Source organism: Pseudomonas alvandae, from assembly GCF_019141525.1.
In the GTDB taxonomy this organism is placed as follows: domain Bacteria; phylum Pseudomonadota; class Gammaproteobacteria; order Pseudomonadales; family Pseudomonadaceae; genus Aquipseudomonas; species Aquipseudomonas alvandae.
This window is the reverse complement of the sequence record NZ_CP077080.1, coordinates 2363684-2380407: the sequence shown is the minus strand read 5'-3', so window position 1 is coordinate 2380407 and position 16724 is coordinate 2363684. Positions and strand designations below refer to the sequence as shown.

The 16724-nt window shown below is 62.9% G+C and carries 17 protein-coding genes; 12 read left to right on the top strand and 5 right to left on the bottom strand.

The window, feature by feature from the left end; genetic code table 11:
• Positions 1-64 precede the first annotated feature (64 nt).
• Together KSS97_RS10660 and KSS97_RS10655 are read right to left on the bottom strand one after the other, a co-directional pair.
• Entirely contained in the window at positions 65-601 is a 537-nt protein-coding gene (locus KSS97_RS10660) for a cytochrome b (protein WP_217861602.1), read from the bottom strand.
• A complete protein-coding gene (locus tag KSS97_RS10655; protein ID WP_030140064.1) occupies positions 598-1677 on the bottom strand; it encodes a catalase family peroxidase in 1080 nt (359 codons plus the stop codon). Before KSS97_RS10655 ends, KSS97_RS10660 begins: the two co-directional genes overlap by 4 nt.
• A 173-nt stretch (positions 1678-1850) precedes the next feature.
• Here KSS97_RS10655 and KSS97_RS10650 point away from each other — a divergent pair, with 173 nt between their 5' ends.
• Positions 1851-2357 carry a sigma-70 family RNA polymerase sigma factor gene (locus tag KSS97_RS10650; protein WP_030140063.1) on the top strand — a complete coding sequence of 169 codons (507 nt, stop codon included), beginning with the start codon at positions 1851-1853 and terminating at the stop codon, positions 2355-2357.
• On the top strand, positions 2354-3106 hold the full coding sequence (locus tag KSS97_RS10645) for an anti-sigma factor family protein (RefSeq protein ID WP_217861601.1): 753 nt from the start codon (positions 2354-2356) through the stop codon (positions 3104-3106). Before KSS97_RS10650 ends, KSS97_RS10645 begins: the two co-directional genes overlap by 4 nt.
• A gap of 150 nt (positions 3107-3256) precedes the next feature.
• On the opposite strand, the gene KSS97_RS10640 is transcribed toward KSS97_RS10645, so the two are convergent.
• Entirely contained in the window at positions 3257-4093 is an 837-nt protein-coding gene (locus KSS97_RS10640) for an IclR family transcriptional regulator (protein ID WP_217861600.1), read from the bottom strand.
• 244 nt (positions 4094-4337) lie between these two features.
• On the opposite strand from KSS97_RS10640, the gene KSS97_RS10635 reads away from it, so the two are divergent.
• From KSS97_RS10635 to KSS97_RS10600, 8 genes are all read left to right on the top strand, one after another.
• The gene (locus KSS97_RS10635; RefSeq protein ID WP_217861599.1) at positions 4338-5363 is read left to right on the top strand and encodes an ABC transporter ATP-binding protein; all 1026 of its coding nucleotides are present in this window, start codon (positions 4338-4340) and stop codon (positions 5361-5363) included.
• The gene (locus KSS97_RS10630; RefSeq protein ID WP_030140058.1) at positions 5360-6229 is read left to right on the top strand and encodes an ABC transporter permease; all 870 of its coding nucleotides are present in this window, start codon (positions 5360-5362) and stop codon (positions 6227-6229) included. Before KSS97_RS10635 ends, KSS97_RS10630 begins: the two co-directional genes overlap by 4 nt.
• A gap of 6 nt (positions 6230-6235) precedes the next feature.
• Positions 6236-7030 (top strand): ABC transporter permease, encoded by a 795-nt coding sequence (locus KSS97_RS10625; RefSeq protein WP_030140057.1) that lies wholly within the window; start codon positions 6236-6238, stop codon positions 7028-7030.
• 7 nt (positions 7031-7037) lie between these two features.
• Complete coding sequence (locus KSS97_RS10620) at positions 7038-7328, top strand: (2Fe-2S)-binding protein (RefSeq protein WP_030140056.1); 291 nt, start codon at positions 7038-7040, stop codon at positions 7326-7328.
• A 160-nt stretch (positions 7329-7488) separates the two neighbouring features.
• Positions 7489-8844, top strand: coding sequence for an FAD/NAD(P)-dependent oxidoreductase (locus KSS97_RS10615; RefSeq protein WP_030140055.1), 1356 nt, complete (start codon positions 7489-7491; stop codon positions 8842-8844).
• Positions 8841-9956 (top strand): NAD(P)/FAD-dependent oxidoreductase, encoded by a 1116-nt coding sequence (locus tag KSS97_RS10610; protein WP_217861598.1) that lies wholly within the window; start codon positions 8841-8843, stop codon positions 9954-9956. Before KSS97_RS10615 ends, KSS97_RS10610 begins: the two co-directional genes overlap by 4 nt.
• A gap of 18 nt (positions 9957-9974) precedes the next feature.
• Positions 9975-11036: an ABC transporter substrate-binding protein gene (locus KSS97_RS10605; protein WP_030140053.1), complete on the top strand. Its 1062-nt coding sequence runs from the start codon at positions 9975-9977 to the stop codon at positions 11034-11036.
• Between the two features lie 90 nt (positions 11037-11126).
• Positions 11127-12479, top strand: a complete 1353-nt coding sequence (locus KSS97_RS10600; protein ID WP_030140052.1) for a leucine-rich repeat-containing protein kinase family protein — start codon at positions 11127-11129, stop codon at positions 12477-12479.
• A gap of 135 nt (positions 12480-12614) precedes the next feature.
• On the opposite strand, the gene KSS97_RS10595 is transcribed toward KSS97_RS10600, so the two are convergent.
• Positions 12615-13319, bottom strand: coding sequence for a YebC/PmpR family DNA-binding transcriptional regulator (locus tag KSS97_RS10595; RefSeq protein ID WP_030140051.1), 705 nt, complete (start codon positions 13317-13319; stop codon positions 12615-12617).
• Positions 13320-13538: 219 nt separating this feature from the next.
• On the opposite strand from KSS97_RS10595, the gene KSS97_RS10590 reads away from it, so the two are divergent.
• Both KSS97_RS10590 and KSS97_RS10585 read left to right on the top strand, forming a co-directional pair.
• Positions 13539-14939: a type VI secretion system Vgr family protein gene (locus tag KSS97_RS10590; protein WP_198798266.1), complete on the top strand. Its 1401-nt coding sequence runs from the start codon at positions 13539-13541 to the stop codon at positions 14937-14939.
• A gap of 186 nt (positions 14940-15125) precedes the next feature.
• Positions 15126-15674, top strand: coding sequence for a cytochrome b (locus tag KSS97_RS10585; RefSeq protein WP_030140049.1), 549 nt, complete (start codon positions 15126-15128; stop codon positions 15672-15674).
• Positions 15675-15680: 6 nt separating this feature from the next.
• On the opposite strand, the gene KSS97_RS10580 is transcribed toward KSS97_RS10585, so the two are convergent.
• A complete protein-coding gene (locus KSS97_RS10580; RefSeq protein ID WP_217861597.1) occupies positions 15681-16589 on the bottom strand; it encodes a 1-aminocyclopropane-1-carboxylate deaminase/D-cysteine desulfhydrase in 909 nt (302 codons plus the stop codon).
• Between the last annotated feature and the right edge of the window lie 135 nt (positions 16590-16724).

Genomic DNA, 16724 nt, shown 5'->3' with positions numbered 1-16724 from the left:
TCAAACACCCGTCCCCTGTGGCGAGGGAGCTCGCTCCCTCGCCACGGGTTGCAGGTTCACAGGATCAACGCTTGCCACGCAACATACTGTCCAACACCTCATCCCGGCGCACCCACCCGTGAAACAGCGCCGCCGCCAGATGCACCAGCACGGTCAGGAACAGCAGATAGGCCAGGTAGCCATGGGCCTTGCGCAGCAGTGCAAAGGCCTGGGCATCCGCCGGCAGGATGGAAGGCAGGCGAAGCGATTCGCTGAGCATCACCGGGTCGCCCGCCGCCGAAATCATGCTCCAGCCCAACAGCGGCAAGACCAGCATCAAGGCGTACAGCAAGACGTGCGAAGCTTTGGCCGCCAATGCCTGCCAGCCCGGCAGGTCGGCCGGCAATGGCGGTGTTCGCGTGGTAAAGCGCACCACCAGCCGGACAATCACCAACAGCAGGATCGCAATGCCCAAGGGCTTGTGCAACTGGAGCAACCATTCATGGCGCTCGGACACTGAGGCAACCATGCCTGCGCCGATGAACAGCATGGCGATGATCATCAACGCCATCAGCCAATGCAGCAGCCGAGCCAACGGTGCGAAATGTCGAGGCGCGTTCATTGGCGAGACTCCTGGGTGGCGGGCAATTGGCTGACTTCACTGGTACGCCGCAGATAAGAACTGGCATAGGCCGCCGAACGCGCGGCCAGCAGCGGGTCATCGGAGCCTTCGATACCACTGGGCAGGATCAGCGGGTCGTAGTTGATGTCACGGCATTCGCCGTTGTCCTGGGCCTGGGTGCTCTCCAATACCAAGGTACCGGCGTTGATCACCTTGCGGTCGCTGGGCCAGGCCTTGCTGGCGTCGTTGACCGGATCGCCCGGGTTGGCCAAGGTGATGTCCAGCCGCCAGCGCAAGGGACCGGCCGCCAGGCGTTTGCCCAGGTCCTGTTCAAGAAAATCGGCGCCTTGGGGTGGTGTCGCGTCCGCCGCATCCTGGCTCATCGGCACCACACCCCAGCGCACGGCCTGGCGTTGCCCGGCAGGATTGACCAGATAGAACGCATTGATCCCGTTGTAGGTTTCGGTGGCGTAGCTGGCCGATGGCTTGGCCGTCTTGATCCATTGCAGGAACGGCATCGCCTCGGGATGCGCGGCAAAAAATGCCGGCACCGCTGCAGGGTTCGGCTTGCCCGTGGTCGGATCTGGCGATTGAGCCTGTTGCAACTGATAGAACGCCTCGGGCGTCCCCACCGGAAACACTGGCATGCTGTTCATGCCAGTGCGCCATTGCTGCCCATTGGCCTGGGTGAACCGCAATGCCAGGCTTCGGATCGGCACACTGCCGTCCGGTGCGTAAGGATTGCCGCTGGGCAGCGCAAAACGCCCGACCACCGGAGTCCGCGCATCGTTGAACACCTGCGCGCTGGAATAGGCGCGCGCCTCGCCGCTGCTTTCAAAGTAACCGGCGACGCAGACACCTTTGGAGTGATTGCGCCGGAAACCCGCATGAACTCCGTTGTTTGTTTCCAGGACATTGACCAACGCCTTGGGCGTCAGGCGATGCGGGTCGAGGGTGCCGTTGACGTAGGCAAATGCTCCGGCCAGCGCCGCAACGACGACGGCAATGCCCGTCAGGCGCAATGTCAGGCTGGCGGCGCTCAGCGGCGGCCGACGTTCAGGAGAAGGGTCAACCATAGGAGACTCCGAGGCACAGGGCCATTTGTGGAAAGGACCCGTCAGACGAAAGCACGATGGGTTTATTCCCTCGCGTCGTATTTATTTTTCCTACGCTGGAATAATCTCGATCCAGGATCGTCTTTCCAGTCACAAGCAGCGACGGACCCACGGACCCACGAAGCCATGCCCCCATGAACGAACTCGACGACCAGTTGCGCCTGCTCATCCCGCGGCTTAGACGTTTTGCCGTGTCGCTGACGCGCAATCCCAGCAATGCCGATGACCTGGTTCAGGCCTGCCTGGAACGGGCCTTGTCGAAATGGAACGACAAACGCCCGGAAGGCGATCTGCGGGCCTGGCTGTTTTCGATTCTTTACCGGCAATTTCTCGATGCCCATCGCCGTTCCCGGCGGTACGCGCGCATGTTGGAATTCTTCACCGGGCGCGACGATGCACACCCGTCCGCCGAGCGCAGCGTCATTGCCCAATCGTCCCTCCAGGCTTTCGATCAACTGCCTGCCGAACAGCGCGCGCTGCTGCTGTGGGTCTCCGTGGAAGGCCTGAGCTACCAGCAAGTCGCCGACATCCTCGACGTGCCGACCGGAACCGTGATGTCGCGCCTGTCCCGTGCGCGCCAGGCGTTGCGCCAACTCAGCGAAGGCGAAATCGCCCGCCCTGCCCTGCGGATACTCAAATGATCAGCATGCCCCCCAGTGACAACGATCTGCACGCCTACGTCGATCACCAACTGAGCGAAGCCGACCGGCGCCAGGTGGAAACCTACCTGGCCAGCCACCCCGCCGTCGCCAAGCGTGTGCGAGCTTGGCAGCAAGATGCGCAGCATTTGCGCGCAACCTTGAGCGCAACCTTGCAGCAACCGCTTAATCCGAGCCTCGACCCGACCGTCATCCGACAACGCATGAAACATCGTTCGCGTCGGCATCTCGCCAGCGCAGCGGTCTTGATGCTGGCCGTCGGTGTCGGTGGATTGGGCGGTTGGCAGGCCCGGCAAATAACCCTGCTCAGCGCTGCAGCGCCCATGGCTGATGCATTGCAGGCGTACCGGCTGATTGCCCAGCAAGGCGTGCTCCCGGCCGATTACCAGACGGGCGACGAACACAGCATGCAAGGCTGGCTCGACCGTTACTTCACCCAGGCCGACCGTTTGCCGGACCTTTCGGCGGCGGGCTTCAAGCCGGTCAGCGGACGATTGCTCAGCACTGAACAAGGCGCGGCGGCGATGGTGGTCTATCAGGATCCGAGCGGCCAGAAGATCAGCTTCTATATTCGCCCACCGGGTCCAAGGAATTTCCTGCTGCCCCGTGGCAGCCGGCGCGACGGCGAACTGCAAGCCGAGTACTGGTCCGGGCCTGGGTACAACTATGCGATGGTCATCCCCAGTGATACGCCGACGGCGCAGAAGCTCAAGCAAACCTTGAATTTCTGACGCCCCCCCTCTTCTGTGAAGGCAATTCCTCCTGTGGGAGCGGGCTTGCTCGCGAACGCGGCGGCACATTCAACATTGATGCAAGCTGACTCACCGCCTTCGCGAGCAAGCCCGCTCCCACGGGGGTTCGCGCCAATTCATGTGGCCTTCTCACCCCTGCCTGAACACCTGCGAAGGCCTGCGCAGAACCGGGTCGAACGGGTTGATTCGCGGTCCGATCAGGGCAGCTTCGCGCTTGAGCATTTCCACCACGGTCGGCAGGCGATCCGGCCCGAGCCGGTCGCTGATCGTCGCCACGCTCAGGGCAGCCACGGCCCGTCCTTCACGATCGAGTATGGGCACCGCCACCCCGGCCATGCCCTGCAACACCCCAGTGTTGCGCCCGGCATAGCCCAGCGCGCGGACGTTCTCCACTTCCGTGCGCAGGAAGACTTCATCGTAGAGATGGAAATCCTTGAGTCGCGGCAAGTTGTATTGAATCACCGTGTCGCGCTCTTCCTCCGGCAGGAACGCGAGGATCGCCAGGCTGCCCTGCCCCACGCCCAAGGCCACTCGACCGCCGATATCACCGGTGAAGGTGCGGATCGGAAACGGACCTTCACTGCGGTCCAGGCAGATCGCATCGAAACCGCAACGGGCCAGCAAGAATAGCGAATCCCCCAGGGACGCCGACAACCGCAACATCGCCGGCCTGGCCAGTTCCCGCAGGTTGCCGGTGTTGCCAGCGCGAGCGGCCAGGGCGAAGAAATCCAGGCTCAGGCGATAGCGTTTGCTGCGCGCATCCTGCTCGACCATGCCTTCGTCCATCAGGTTGCGCAGCAAGCGGTGCGTGGTGGGCTGGGACAGGCCGATACGCTGGGCCAGTTGCGTGACGCGCTCGCCCCCTTCAGCGGTCTCGCCCAGGCTGCGCAGCACGGCAAACAACCGGGAGACCGAGCCAACCCCCACTTCGTTTTTTTCAGTATTCCGCTCAATGGAATCAGGCATAAAAATTTCTACTCAGTTATTTACTCACCGAATGAAACTGAAAATAGTCATCGCTTCAGTGAAATAGTCCATTGAGCCCATCCTATTCTTCGTCCTACTCTGCGTCCATCAGGGGCGATTCGAACAACAGCGGCAGCCGACTTGAAGTCGAGCGCCAACGCACCCCGCGACATCCTTTCGTATCTGCCCATACAAAAAAGCGCGCCTCGCGGCGACGCATAACAATCTCAGGTGGAGCGCAGTCATGGCTTTCGTGCAACTTGAAGACTTGAGCAAACGTTATGGCGACCTGGACGCCGTGGTCGCCACCAACCTCTCGGTGAAGAAAGGTGAGTTCGTCTCGCTGCTGGGGCCGTCCGGTTGCGGCAAGACCACGACGTTGCAAATGATCGCCGGCTTCGTCGAAGCCAGCAGCGGCCGCATCCTGCTGGACGGGCGCGACATCACCCACGCCAAGCCCGCCAGCCGCGGCTTGGGCGTGGTGTTCCAGAGTTACGCGCTGTTTCCCCACATGACCGTCAAGGACAACATCGCCTTCGGCTTGCGCATGCGCAAAGTGCCCAACGTCGAGCTGCAGTCCCGGGTCGATCGCGTGCTCAAGCTGGTACGCCTGGACCGGCACGCCGAGCGTTACCCACGAGAGCTTTCAGGCGGCCAACGCCAGCGCGTGGCACTGGCCCGCGCGCTGGTGATCGAGCCGCCGGTGCTGCTGCTCGACGAGCCCCTGTCCAACCTCGACGCCAACCTGCGCGAAGAAATGCAGTTCGAAATCCGCCGCATCCAACGCGAAGTCGGCATCACCACGCTGATGGTTACCCATGACCAATCCGAGGCGCTGTCGATCAGCGATCGCGTCGTGGTCATGCAGGCCGGCCGTATCACCCAGATCGACGCGCCCTACACCCTTTACGAACACCCGCGCACCGAGTTCATTTCCGGCTTCGTCGGCAAGGCCAACCTGCTACCCGGCGAACGTGACAGCGCCGGAATCGTGCAAGCCAGCAGCACCGGCAAAGGCGAACTGACCCTGAGCCTGCGCCCGGAGAAAATCGACCTGTGCGCCCCCGGCTCGGGACGGCTGCAAGGCACCGTCACCAACCGGTTCTTCCTTGGCAGCCAGTGGTTGTATGGGGTCTCTACAAACCTGGGCGAACTCAGCGTGGTACGGCGCAACGATGGTTCGGCGCCCCTGGCCGAAGGCACCGCCGTCGGCCTCGACTGGGACCCGGCGTTGCTGCGGGTGTTGAGCGTGGATGAGGTGTCGGCATGAAGCTGATCGACGCCATGAAGCGTGGCCGCCAAGGCTATTGGATGTCGGCCCCGGCCCTGGCCTTGTACCTGGGTCTGCTGGTGATTCCCCTCGGCCTGACGCTGGTGCTGTCGTTCAACGTCTTCGACTACGGCTCGGGCATCAACGGCGACGCCTACACCTTCGAGCACTACACCAGCCTGCTGGGCGATCCGTACTTCTATGAAATCTTCCTGCGCACCTTCTGGATCAGCGCCCTGACCACGCTGCTGTGCGTGGTGATCGGCGTACCCGAGGCCTACATCCTGAGTCGGATGGGCGCGCCGTGGCGTTCGATCTTCCTGATCCTGATCCTCACGCCGTTGCTGATTTCGGTGGTGGTGCGAGCGTTCGGCTGGAGCCTGCTGCTCGGCGCCGACGGCCTGGTCAACCAGACGCTGCAAGCCCTCGGCGGCTCACCGATGAAGCTGCTCTATACGCCGTTCGCGGTCGTCATCGCCCTGGTGCATGTGATGCTGCCGTTCATGATCATTCCGGTGTGGACCTCGCTGCAAAAACTCGACCCGGCCGCCGAACAGGCCGCCCTTTCCCTGGGTGCGAGCCAGATCACGGTGATCCGTAAGGTGGTGCTGCCACAGATCATGCCGGGCGTGCTGTCCGGCACGCTGATCGTGTTCGGCCTCGCCGCCAGTTCGTTCGCCATCCCCGGCCTGCTCGGCGGCCGGCGCTTGAAAATGGTCGCCACGCTGATCTACGACCAATACCTGTCGGAACTCAACTGGCCCATGGGTGCTGCCATTGCCGTCGCGCTGTTGCTGCTCAACCTGCTGATCATGCTGTCGTGGAACCGCATGATCGAAGGCCGCTACAAGAAGTCATTGGGGTAATTCTTCATGTCCAGGAACGGTCCTTTCGCCCTGTTGTTCCATGCCTTGGTAGTGGTGTTCATGCTGGCGCCGCTGGTGGTGGTCTGCCTGGTCGCCTTCACGCCGGAAAACACCTTGAGCCTGCCCACGACGGAATTCTCCCTGCGCTGGTTCCGTGCCGTGTTCGAGCGCGCGGACTTTGTCGATGCGTTCTACAACAGTCTGATCCTGGCGTTCAGCGCGGCCTCGCTGGCGACGCTGATCGCGGTGCCGGCGGCGCTGGCGATCACTCGGCTGGAGTTTCCTGGCCGGGATTTTTTCAACGGCCTGTTCCTGTCGCCGATCATCATTCCGCACCTCGTGCTGGGCGTCGCGCTGCTGCGGCTGTTCGCGCTGATGGGCGTGAACGGCAACTTCAGTTGGCTGATCTTCGCCCATGTGTTGGTGATCACGCCGTATGTGCTGCGACTGGTACTGGCCTCGGCCATCGGCCTGGACCGCAGCGCCGAGCAAGCCGCGCAATCCTTGGGAGCCGGTCGTTTCACCCTGTTCCGGCAGATCACCTTGCCGATGATTTTGCCCGGCGTGGCCGGAGGCTGGCTGCTGGCGTTCATCAACAGTTTCGATGAAGTCACGCTGTCGATTTTTGTCACCTCGCCGGCCACGCAAACCCTGCCGGTACGCATGTACGTCTACGCCACCGAATCCATCGACCCGATGATGGCGGCGGTGTCGGCGCTGGTCATTGCGCTCACCGCGCTGACCATGATTCTGCTCGACCGGGTGTATGGCCTGGATCGGGTCCTGGTAGGCAAACAATGAGGGCGCCATGGCTCTGCTGAAACGACTGGCCGAAAGCGACCGCCCGGCCCTGGACTTCCTGCTCGACGGCGAACCCGCCAGGGGATTGCTCGGCGATACCGTGCTCACCGCCGTCCTGACCTGCAGCGAACACTTGCGCGGCAGCGATTTCAGCGCCGAGCCCCGTGCCGGCTTTTGCCTGATGGGCGCGTGCCAGGATTGCTGGGTCCGCCTGGGCGACGGCCGCCGCGTGCGCGCCTGCTCGACGATGCTCGAAGCTGGCCAGCAGATCATCCGAGAACCGGGGCGGCAGGTATGAATGGCTTTGACAGGTATGGCCCCATCGCGAGCAAGCTCGCTCCCACAGGGGAACTGTGGCGCACGCGCAATCGGCATCCGCAACAGATCCCATGTGGGAGCGAGCTTGCTCGCGAAGGCGGCCTCGACAGCAGCGAAAATCCGCTGCCGGTGAGGTTGCCATGAAACCCATCGTCATCATCGGCGCCGGCCCCGCGGGTATCCGCGCTGCGCAAACCCTGGTCACCCATGGCCTCTATCCGGTCCTGCTGGACGAAGCCGCGCGCGGTGGCGGACAGATTTACCGGCGCCAGCCCGCGAACTTCACCCGGCCGGCGGACACGCTGTATGGCTTCGAAGCAGCCAAGGCCAACGCCATCCACCAGACTCTGGATGAATTGCGCAAGCAGCTCGATTACCGTCCCGACACGCTGGTCTGGAACGCCGAAGCCGGTCAGTTGGATACCTTGCATGAGGGCCGCGCCGCTCGCCTGGATTACGCCAGCGTGATCGTCGCAACAGGGGCCACCGACCGGATCCTGCCTGTTCCTGGCTGGACCTTGCCAGGCGTCTACAGCCTGGGCGCGGCGCAGATCGCCCTGAAGTTCCAAGGCTGCGCCGTAGGTGAACGTGTGGTGTTCGCAGGCAGCGGACCACTGCTTTATCTGGTCGCCTACCAATACGCCAAGGCCGGCGCCAACGTCGTCGCCGTGCTCGACAGCTCGCCGTTGAGCGCGCAGGTCCGCGCCCTGCCCGGTCTGCTCACGCAACCGGCCACGCTCGCCAAGGGGCTTTATTACCGCGCCTGGCTGACGACTCATGGAATCCCGGTGCATCAAGGTGCCAGCCTTGCGCGCATTGAGGGCGAGCGCCGGGTGCAGTCGTTGAAATGGCGCAACAAAAAAATCGAGCACACCCTCGATTGCGATGCGGTCGCCTTCGCCCATGGCTTGCGCAGCGAAACCCAACTGGCCGATCTGCTGGGCTGCGAATTTGCCTGGAGCCCGCTCAACCGCGCCTGGCTACCGCAACGCGACAGTGCCGGGCGCAGCAGTTCAGTCGGGGTCTACCTGGCCGGCGATGGCGCCGGAATCATGGGTGCCGACGCTGCCGAGATGGCGGGTGAACGAGCGGCCCTGGCGCTGCTCGAAGACCTCGGCTACCGAGTCGACCCGCAACGTTGCACCCAGCTGGAACAGTCCCTCGTCCGCATCGGCCATTTCCGCCAGGGCCTGGAGCGCGCCTTTGCCTTCCCCGAGGACTGGGCCGGCGTCGCTCCCGACGACCTGATGATTTGCCGCTGCGAAGAAGTCAGCGTCGGCGATATCCGCCAGGTCGTCCGGGAAGGTCATTGGGAAATCAACCGGGTCAAGGCCCATTGCCGGGTCGGCATGGGCCGCTGTCAAGGGCGGATGTGCGGTGCCGCGGCAGCAGAAATCATCGCCCATGAAAGCGACCGCGCCGTCGGGGAAATTGGCCGCTTGCGGGCACAGGCACCGGTCAAGCCGGTGCCGTTTGGCCTGGAGGTCGAGCCATGATCGAGGTCGATGCAGTGATCATCGGTGGCGGCATCGTCGGCGCCTCGGCGGCGTTGTTCCTGAGCAAGGCCGGGCGTCGTGTGGCGCTGCTGGAACGGGACTTCTGTGGCTCGCACTCCAGCGGCGTGAATTACGGCGGCGTGCGGCGCCAGGGCCGTCCGTTGTCGCAACTGCCGCTGTCGCAACGGGCGCATGAGATCTGGGCGCAATTGCCGCAATTGATCGGCATCGACGGTGAGTATCAGCGCAGCGGCCATCTGAAGCTGGCCCGCAGCCTCGATGACTTGCGTTCCTTGCAGGACTACGCCGCCAGCAGCCGGGGCTTTGGCCTCGATTTGCAGATGCTGGATCGCGACGAATTGCGCAGGCGATTTCCGTGGGTCGGCAGCGTCGCGGTCGGCGCCTCGCTGTGCCCGGACGACGGTCACGCCAACCCGCGCCTGGTCTCGCCGGCATTTGCCCAGGCGGCCCGCAGGCACGGCGCGCAGGTCCACGAACAGTGCCCGGTCAGCCAGGTCACGCACGACGGCCAGCGCTTTGTCGTGCGCACCGAAACCGGCCTCGAATTTCGCGCGCCGTGGCTGCTGAACTGCGCCGGCGCCTGGGCGAGCCGGTTTGCCGCGCAGTTCGGCGAAGCAGTGCCGATGCACGCCGGGCACCCGGCGATGCTGGTGACCGAGCCGCTGCCGGTGGTGATGGACGCCAGCACCGGCGTCGAGGGCGGTGGCATCTACGCGCGACAAGTCGCCCGGGGCAATTGCGTATTGGGCGGCGGCCAGGGTTTCGCGCTGGACGACGCCCGCGCCCGCCCAGGCCAGAACGCGGTCATCGAGATCCTGCGCCAGGCCGTCGAACTCTACCCGTTCCTGGAGGGCGCCCAGGCGATCCGCACCTGGAGCGGCACCGAAGGCTACCTGCCCGATCGCCAGCCGGTGATCGGCCCCAGCAGCACCCAACCCGGCCTGTTGCATGCGTTCGGCTTTGCCGGCGCGGGCTTCCAGATCGGCCCGGCGGTGGGCCACGCGCTCACCGAAATCATCTGCAGCGGGGCTTCGTCCACGCCGCTGGATGCGTTTTCCATCACCCGGTTCCACTCCATCTCCGTTGCTTGATAGAGGAAGGTCGCGCCAATGAATAACGTCAAACGCAGTGCACTGTTCGGTTTCTGCTCGCTGGGTTCCGCTTGCCTGGGCGCCCTGCTCCCGGTCACCCAGGCGTTGGCCGAGCCGACGCTTTACCTGGGCATGAACGGCGGCACCATGGAGCGGTTGTACGCCGACAAGGTCTTGCCGGCTTTCGAAAAGGCCAACAACGTCAAGGTGGTGATCGTGCCGGGCACTTCGGCCGACATCCTCGCCAAGGTCCAGGCCAGCAAGGGCAACCCACAGATGCACGTGATGTTCCTGGACGACGGCATCATGTACCGCGCCATCGCCATGGGGCTGTGCGACAAGCTGCAAGACAGCGCGCCGTTGGCGCAGATTCCGGCCAAGGGGCGCATCAAGGACCAGGCCGTCGCCGTCAGCCTCGGCGTCACCGGGCTGGCCTACAACACGCGGCTGTTCAAGGAAAAAGGCTGGAACACGCCGACGTCGTGGATGGACCTTGCCGACCCGCGATTCAAGGACAAAGTGGTATTCCAATCCATGGCCTCGTCCACCTTCGGCCTGCACGGGTTCCTGATGTTCAACCGGATCCAGGGCGGCAGCGAAACCGATGTCGAGCCGGGCTTCAAGGCGTGGCCGAACACGGTCGGGCGTAACGTGCTGGAGTACATCCCCAGCTCGGCGAAAATCTCCGAAATGTTGCAGACGGATGAAGCGGCGCTGTTCCCGCTGACGCCGACCCAAGTCACCGCCTTGAAACTCAAGGGCATGCCGGTCGAATACGCGCAACCGAAGGAAGGCGCGGTGGTGCTGAACGTCGCCGAATGCGCCGTCGCCCAGAACAGCGAACCCGAACTCGCACAGAAACTCGCCGCGTTCCTGCTGACCCCCGAAGCCCAGGCCATCGCCCTGGAAGAAGGCGACCAGATCCCGTCCAACCCCAACACGCCGACCACCGACAAGACTCGCGGCCAGGTGGAAGCAATGAAAAAATACCTGGAAACCGCGATTGCGGTGGATTGGGATCAGGTCAACGAACAACGTCCGGCCTGGAACGCGCGGTGGAACCGCAGCATCGAGCGCTAGGACCGCTGGCGCTGCCTTTTTTGTTTATCATGCGGGCCTGCGCTGGTTTCATTATGGCGCTCGGCCCCCTTGATGACAGCGACCTCCACCATGCACACCCTCACCCAACTCCAAACCAGCCAGCTATCGGGCATTACCCGATTGAAGCTGTCATGCGACCTGACGGTGTTCCCCCAGGAAATCTTCGAGCTGGCGGACTCGCTGGAAATCCTCGACCTGAGCGGTAACCAGCTCGACAAGTTGCCCGACGATCTGCACCGCCTGACCCACCTGAGGGTGCTGTTCTGCTCGGATAATCACTTCACCGAACTGCCCGAATGCCTGGGCCGTTGCAGCGCATTGACCATGGTCGGCTTCAAGGCCAACCAAATCGAACGCGTCACCGGTGCGGCGTTGCCGCCGCTGCTGCGCTGGCTGATCCTGACCGATAACCGCATCAGCCAACTGCCGGCGGAGCTGGGCCAACGCCCGCATCTGCAAAAACTGATGCTGGCCGGTAATCGCCTGCGCGCGTTGCCGGAGAGCCTGGCCCAGTGTCATCGCCTCGAATTGCTGCGTGTTTCCGCCAATCAGTTGGCCGAGCTGCCGTCGTGGTTGTTGGAACTGCCAAGGCTCAGTTGGCTGGCCTACGCCGGCAACCCACTGGAAGCGGAAGCCGACGCCCGGGCGCTGCATATCGCGACGCCGATCGACTGGTCGCAACTGAGCTTGCAAGCCTCATTGGGCGAAGGCGCTTCGGGCGTGATCCATCAAGCACTGTGGCAACCGCCGGGCCAGGCCGGGCGCAACGTCGCGGTCAAGCTCTACAAAGGCCAGATGACCAGCGACGGCTCGCCGTTGCATGAGATGCATGCGTGCATCACCGCCGGTAAGCATGCAAACCTGATCGAAGTGTTGGGCCAGGTTGCCGGTCACCCTGAGCAACAGGCCGGACTGGTGATGGCCTTGATCGGACCCGAATACCGCAACCTGGCCGGGTTGCCGAGCCTGGAATCCTGTACGCGCGACGTGTATGCCGATGAACTGCGCCTGGGCGCCGACGTGGCCATGCGCATCGCCCGGGGCATTGCCTGTGTGGCGGGTCATCTGCATCGGCAAGGCCTTACCCATGGGGATCTGTATGGCCACAATATCCTCTGCAATGACCAAGGCGATTGCCTGCTGGGGGATTTTGGCGCGGCGTCTTTCCATGCCACGGTTGATGACAGGCAGACACGCGCGTTGCAACGCATCGAGGTGCGGGCCTTCGGGATTCTGCTGGGAGAACTGCTTGCGCGGATCGATCCGGCGCTGGGTACCGAGGACCTTGCACGACTGCAAGACCTGGAGGCGCGCTGCTGTCAGCCGGATGTGCTGGCGCGGCCCGGGTTTGACGAGATTGAAGACTTTCTGGACGACCGTGGCGAGGGAGCTTGCTCCCGCTCGGCTGCGAAGCAGCCGTAAAACCGGCGAATGCGGTGTATCTAAAGCTCCACATTCGGCAGTTTTGGGGCCGCTTCGCGACCCAGCGGGAGCAAGCTCCTTCGCCACAGGTGGTTGGACGACCTTAAGTGAACAGCGTTACGTCAGGACGAGGGTTTAACCCGCCAAGCCGACAAACATGTCCTGCACGTCGTCATGGTTGTCGAGGCCTTCGAGGAAGGCCTCGACTTCAGCCATCTGCTCATCGGTCAGGCCGCTGACCGGGTTTTTCGGCTGATAGCCCAATTTGGCGGACAACACCGTGAAGCCCTGCTCCGGCAACGCCTTTTGTACGGCGTCGAGATCGGCAGGCTCGGTGATGAACAGCGTCGCACCGTCCTCGCCGGGTTCGAAATCCTGGGCTCCGGCCTCGATGGCGGCCATTTCCGGATCCGCGTCCGGGCTGTCCGGGGCGGCCTCGATCATGCCGACGTGATTGAAATCCCAGGCCACCGAGCCCGAAGCGCCAAGTTGGCCCTTGCGGAACGCGACGCGGATCTCGGCGACGGTACGGTTGATGTTGTCGGTGACGCACTCAACGATCAGCGGCACCTGATGGGGCGCAAAACCTTCGTAGGTGACACGATGGTATTGCACGGTCTCGCCAAGCTGGCCGGAACCCTTCTTGATCGCACGTTCCAGGGTCTCGCGGGGCATCGAGGCCTTTTTCGCCTGCTCGACCACCAGCCGCAAGTGCGCGTTGGTCGCGACATCGGCGCCGTTGCGCGCGGCAATGGTGATTTCCTTCACCAGCTTGCCGAAGATCTTGCCCTTGGCGTTGGCAGCCGCTTCTTTGTGTTTAACCTTCCACTGTGCGCCCATTACTCACTCTCTTGTCTGACGCGCCGAGACATCTGCCGGCCGGCGCTGTGGCGCAAGTTTATACGCCCACAACCAGCTGATCGACCAAAAAATCGTTCCCGCTTCATCGACATTTTCACTACATGCTGTAGGGCGTTTCCGAAATAGCGATTCGGGCACGGCGTCATACGCTGGGGTTTCGTACCCTTCGCACTTCTCTCCGTGAAAATATGGGCGGCAATGCGCAACGATATGGAAAATCCCTTCAGCCTGACGATCATGCAAAGCGACATGCGCCTGCATGTCCTGGGGCTCAACGGCCGGGAAGCCCTCAATCAGCCGTACCGCTTCGACCTCGACCTGATTGGCCAGGAGCCGCCGATCAGTCCCGACGCGTTATTGGGCCAAGCGGCCTTCCTGCGCCTGGACGGTGAGTCCGGCATACACGGGATCGTGCACAGCGTGAGCCTGAGCGCCGAGGCTGCGCACCGCGTCGGCTACCGGCTGACGCTGGTGCCGTACATCCAGCAACTGGAACAAGGACTGCGACGTCGAGTTTTTCATCGGCTCACCGTTGTGCAGATCCTGCAGCGCCTGCTGGAAGAAAACGCAATTCCCGCCCTCAGCTATCGCTTCGAACTGCCAAATGGACATTACCCGTGTCGGCCATTTTGTATCCAGTACGAGGAAAGCGACCTGACGCTGCTGCAGCGGCTATGCGAAGAAGAAGGCATTCATTACCACTTCGAACACAGCCCCCTGGGTCACGTCATGGTATTTGCCGAGGATCCGAAGAGCTTTCCCGTACAGGCGGTTGAACTCCTGATGGAGGCGGATAAAGTCGGCGCCATTACGCGGTTGTATCAACGCCACCATTCAATACCTCCAGGTCCGCCCCACGGATTTCGCGATCGTGCAGCGGCCGAAACGGCCGACACCGCGAACCCCGCATCCGAGGCGGCGCACGAAAGAAAGCGTGACGACCCGACACGGATTCACCGTTTCCAGGCAGGCCGGCGGCATCTGGAACGGTTGCGCTACCGAAAACGAGAGATCCATGGGCACACCCTCTCGCCGGCCCTGCGCAGCGGTCATATCGCGCGGATCGATGGGCACCCGGTATCGACGTTCAACGACCAATGGCTGATTACCGAGGTTCGGCATCGCGGGCGACAATTTTCGATTCTTGAAACGAACCTGCCAACCCCACCCGCGGCAAAGGACTACCGCAATCAGTTCTGCGCGATTCCTTGGTCCTCCGTGTACCGACCGCTCCTCGTGCATCCCAAGCCATGCGTACCTGGCAATCACCTCGCCTATGTACTCGGTCCGCCTGGCCAGGCCGCGACATCCGACCTACAGGGCCGGGTCATGGTCAGCCTCTGGAACCGCGACGACGAAGGCATTGCGCTGCCCGTGTCGTGCCTGACGCCCGGCGATCACCCTTCGTTGCTGGCCGGTAGCGAGGTGCTGGTGAGCTTCCTCGACGGCGATCCCGACCGACCGGTCCTTTGCGTGGGATTGCTCGAGCCCGGCCCGGGCAATGGTGGCCCCACGTCGCCCCGCCCCTTGGCGCCGAGCAACGACAATACGGGTTTATTGTTCGAGTGGCTCTTGAACCCACCAGACATCACCCCTTGAGAAAGCCCATGAGCTGGCCGGAAAAATGGGTTCCCGCCGGCTGCATGGCGAGAGCATTTCGCGAGCGGATCATAAATTCATCGACGCAACCTGATCTGGCTCATGCAAACCCAGCGAAACGGGCTTAAAGTGCAAGCACAACGCTGCTCTAGACAGCGCTTTACCCTGATGGCTGGAGATACCCGCATGCCCTGGAAAAATTCCGCAAACCGTTACAGTACCGTCACGGTCACCTTGCATTGGCTGATGCTGGTGCTGTTGGCAGTGGTTTATGCCTGCATTGAGTTCCGAGGCATTTTCCCCAAGGGCAGCGGCGGCCGAACGCTGATCAAGGAAGCGCATTTCATGCTGGGCCTGACCGTGTTCGTGTTGGTATGGCTACGCCTGTTTGCTCGCAGCATGGGCAAGGCCCCGGCGATTTTCCCGGCTTCGCCCGCATGGCAAACATTCCTGGCGCGCCTGATGCACTGGGCGTTGTACCTGTTCATGATCGCGATGCCTCTGCTGGGCTGGTTGATCACCAGCGCCGAAGGACACCAAGTGATGTTCTACGGATTTGATTTGCCACTGCTTGTCGAACCGGACAAGGCGTTGGCCAAGCAAGTGGAAGGCTGGCATGTGCTCGGCGGCACCATTGGCTATTGGTTGATTGGCCTGCATGCGCTGGCGGGGCTGTATCACCACTACGTGGTGCGCGATAACACGTTGCTGCGGATGATGCCCAAGCGCGGCTGAAGACAGTCACTGGAATCCCCGGCGGCCTTGCAAGCCGCCGGTGTGGACAAAGATCAGCCGAGTGCCGGCGGCAAACTGCCCGGCCTCGACCCGAGCCTTGAGCAGCAACAGTGCCTTACCGGTATACAACGGCTCCAGCTCGATCTGCGCGGTGGTTTCGATGAAGGCTGTGAGCCCTTCGTCAACCCGGGCAAATCCGCCACGACTGCCGTCAATCAGTTCATAAAGCGGATTGCCCAACCCCGCCTCTTTCACGATGCCTTCGACTTGCTGCTTCACGCCGTGGCTTTCGGGGACCGCCAGGACGCCATGGACCGGACGCCTTCCCGCCTCCGCCAGCACCAGGCCGGCCAACGACGTTCCAGTGCCGCACGCCAGCCACCACCCGTGATAATCGCTCCACCCCAAACCCGCCAATTGATCGCGAACGCTGGTCTCCCAGATCATGCAGCCCTGCGCGCCAGGCAACCCCGAGCCGCCTTCAGGGATCGGCCACAACTGCGGATATTGCGCCTGCCAGGGCGTCCAGAAATCCGCATCATGGCGCCTTCGATACCCTTCATAACCCAACCAGTGCAGCGTCATGCCGAACGCTTTCAAGTCGAGTACCGTCGGCGTTTCCTGAAGATGGCCACGCAGCAGTCCCACCGTTGGGAAACCGAATCGTTGGCCCGCCGCCGCCAACGCGTGCAGGTGATTGGAGTAGGCGCCGCCAAGGCTGATGATCCCCTCCGCACCTGACGCATGGGCGCCACGCAGATGATGGAGCAGCTTGAACCACTTGTTGCCACTGATCAGCGAATCGATCCGGTCCAGGCGCAACACCGCCACCTCGACGCCAGCATCGGCGAGCCAGTCCAGGTGAAGGGGTTCGAGGCGAGGCTGGGGGTGCCAGTCGAGGGCGTGAAGGAGCATGGCTGTGGGCCGGTTGGAAAACAGGCCGGCATATTAACAGCTGGTCGCGCGCACCCTGACATCGAAAAAACTGTGGGAGCGAGCCTGCTCGCGATAGCGGTGGGTCAGCCAACACTTCTGAAACTGACTAACCGC

What these genes read in the sequence shown, in the direction of transcription:
- KSS97_RS10635 (WP_217861599.1), top strand. Translation starts at nt 4,338, where the DNA reads ATGGCTTTCGTGCAACTTGAAGACTTGAGCAAACGTTATGGCGACCTG.
- KSS97_RS10595 (WP_030140051.1), bottom strand. Translation starts at nt 13,319, where the DNA reads ATGGGCGCACAGTGGAAGGTTAAACACAAAGAAGCGGCTGCCAACGCC.
- KSS97_RS10625 (WP_030140057.1), top strand. Translation starts at nt 6,236, where the DNA reads ATGTCCAGGAACGGTCCTTTCGCCCTGTTGTTCCATGCCTTGGTAGTG.
- KSS97_RS10615 (WP_030140055.1), top strand. Translation starts at nt 7,489, where the DNA reads ATGAAACCCATCGTCATCATCGGCGCCGGCCCCGCGGGTATCCGCGCT.
- KSS97_RS10660 (WP_217861602.1), bottom strand. Translation starts at nt 601, where the DNA reads ATGAACGCGCCTCGACATTTCGCACCGTTGGCTCGGCTGCTGCATTGG.
- KSS97_RS10645 (WP_217861601.1), top strand. Translation starts at nt 2,354, where the DNA reads ATGATCAGCATGCCCCCCAGTGACAACGATCTGCACGCCTACGTCGAT.
- KSS97_RS10580 (WP_217861597.1), bottom strand. Translation starts at nt 16,589, where the DNA reads ATGCTCCTTCACGCCCTCGACTGGCACCCCCAGCCTCGCCTCGAACCC.
- KSS97_RS10585 (WP_030140049.1), top strand. Translation starts at nt 15,126, where the DNA reads ATGCCCTGGAAAAATTCCGCAAACCGTTACAGTACCGTCACGGTCACC.
- KSS97_RS10590 (WP_198798266.1), top strand. Translation starts at nt 13,539, where the DNA reads ATGCGCAACGATATGGAAAATCCCTTCAGCCTGACGATCATGCAAAGC.
- KSS97_RS10630 (WP_030140058.1), top strand. Translation starts at nt 5,360, where the DNA reads ATGAAGCTGATCGACGCCATGAAGCGTGGCCGCCAAGGCTATTGGATG.
- KSS97_RS10655 (WP_030140064.1), bottom strand. Translation starts at nt 1,677, where the DNA reads ATGGTTGACCCTTCTCCTGAACGTCGGCCGCCGCTGAGCGCCGCCAGC.
- KSS97_RS10605 (WP_030140053.1), top strand. Translation starts at nt 9,975, where the DNA reads ATGAATAACGTCAAACGCAGTGCACTGTTCGGTTTCTGCTCGCTGGGT.
- KSS97_RS10650 (WP_030140063.1), top strand. Translation starts at nt 1,851, where the DNA reads ATGAACGAACTCGACGACCAGTTGCGCCTGCTCATCCCGCGGCTTAGA.
- KSS97_RS10610 (WP_217861598.1), top strand. Translation starts at nt 8,841, where the DNA reads ATGATCGAGGTCGATGCAGTGATCATCGGTGGCGGCATCGTCGGCGCC.
- KSS97_RS10620 (WP_030140056.1), top strand. Translation starts at nt 7,038, where the DNA reads ATGGCTCTGCTGAAACGACTGGCCGAAAGCGACCGCCCGGCCCTGGAC.
- KSS97_RS10600 (WP_030140052.1), top strand. Translation starts at nt 11,127, where the DNA reads ATGCACACCCTCACCCAACTCCAAACCAGCCAGCTATCGGGCATTACC.
- KSS97_RS10640 (WP_217861600.1), bottom strand. Translation starts at nt 4,093, where the DNA reads ATGCCTGATTCCATTGAGCGGAATACTGAAAAAAACGAAGTGGGGGTT.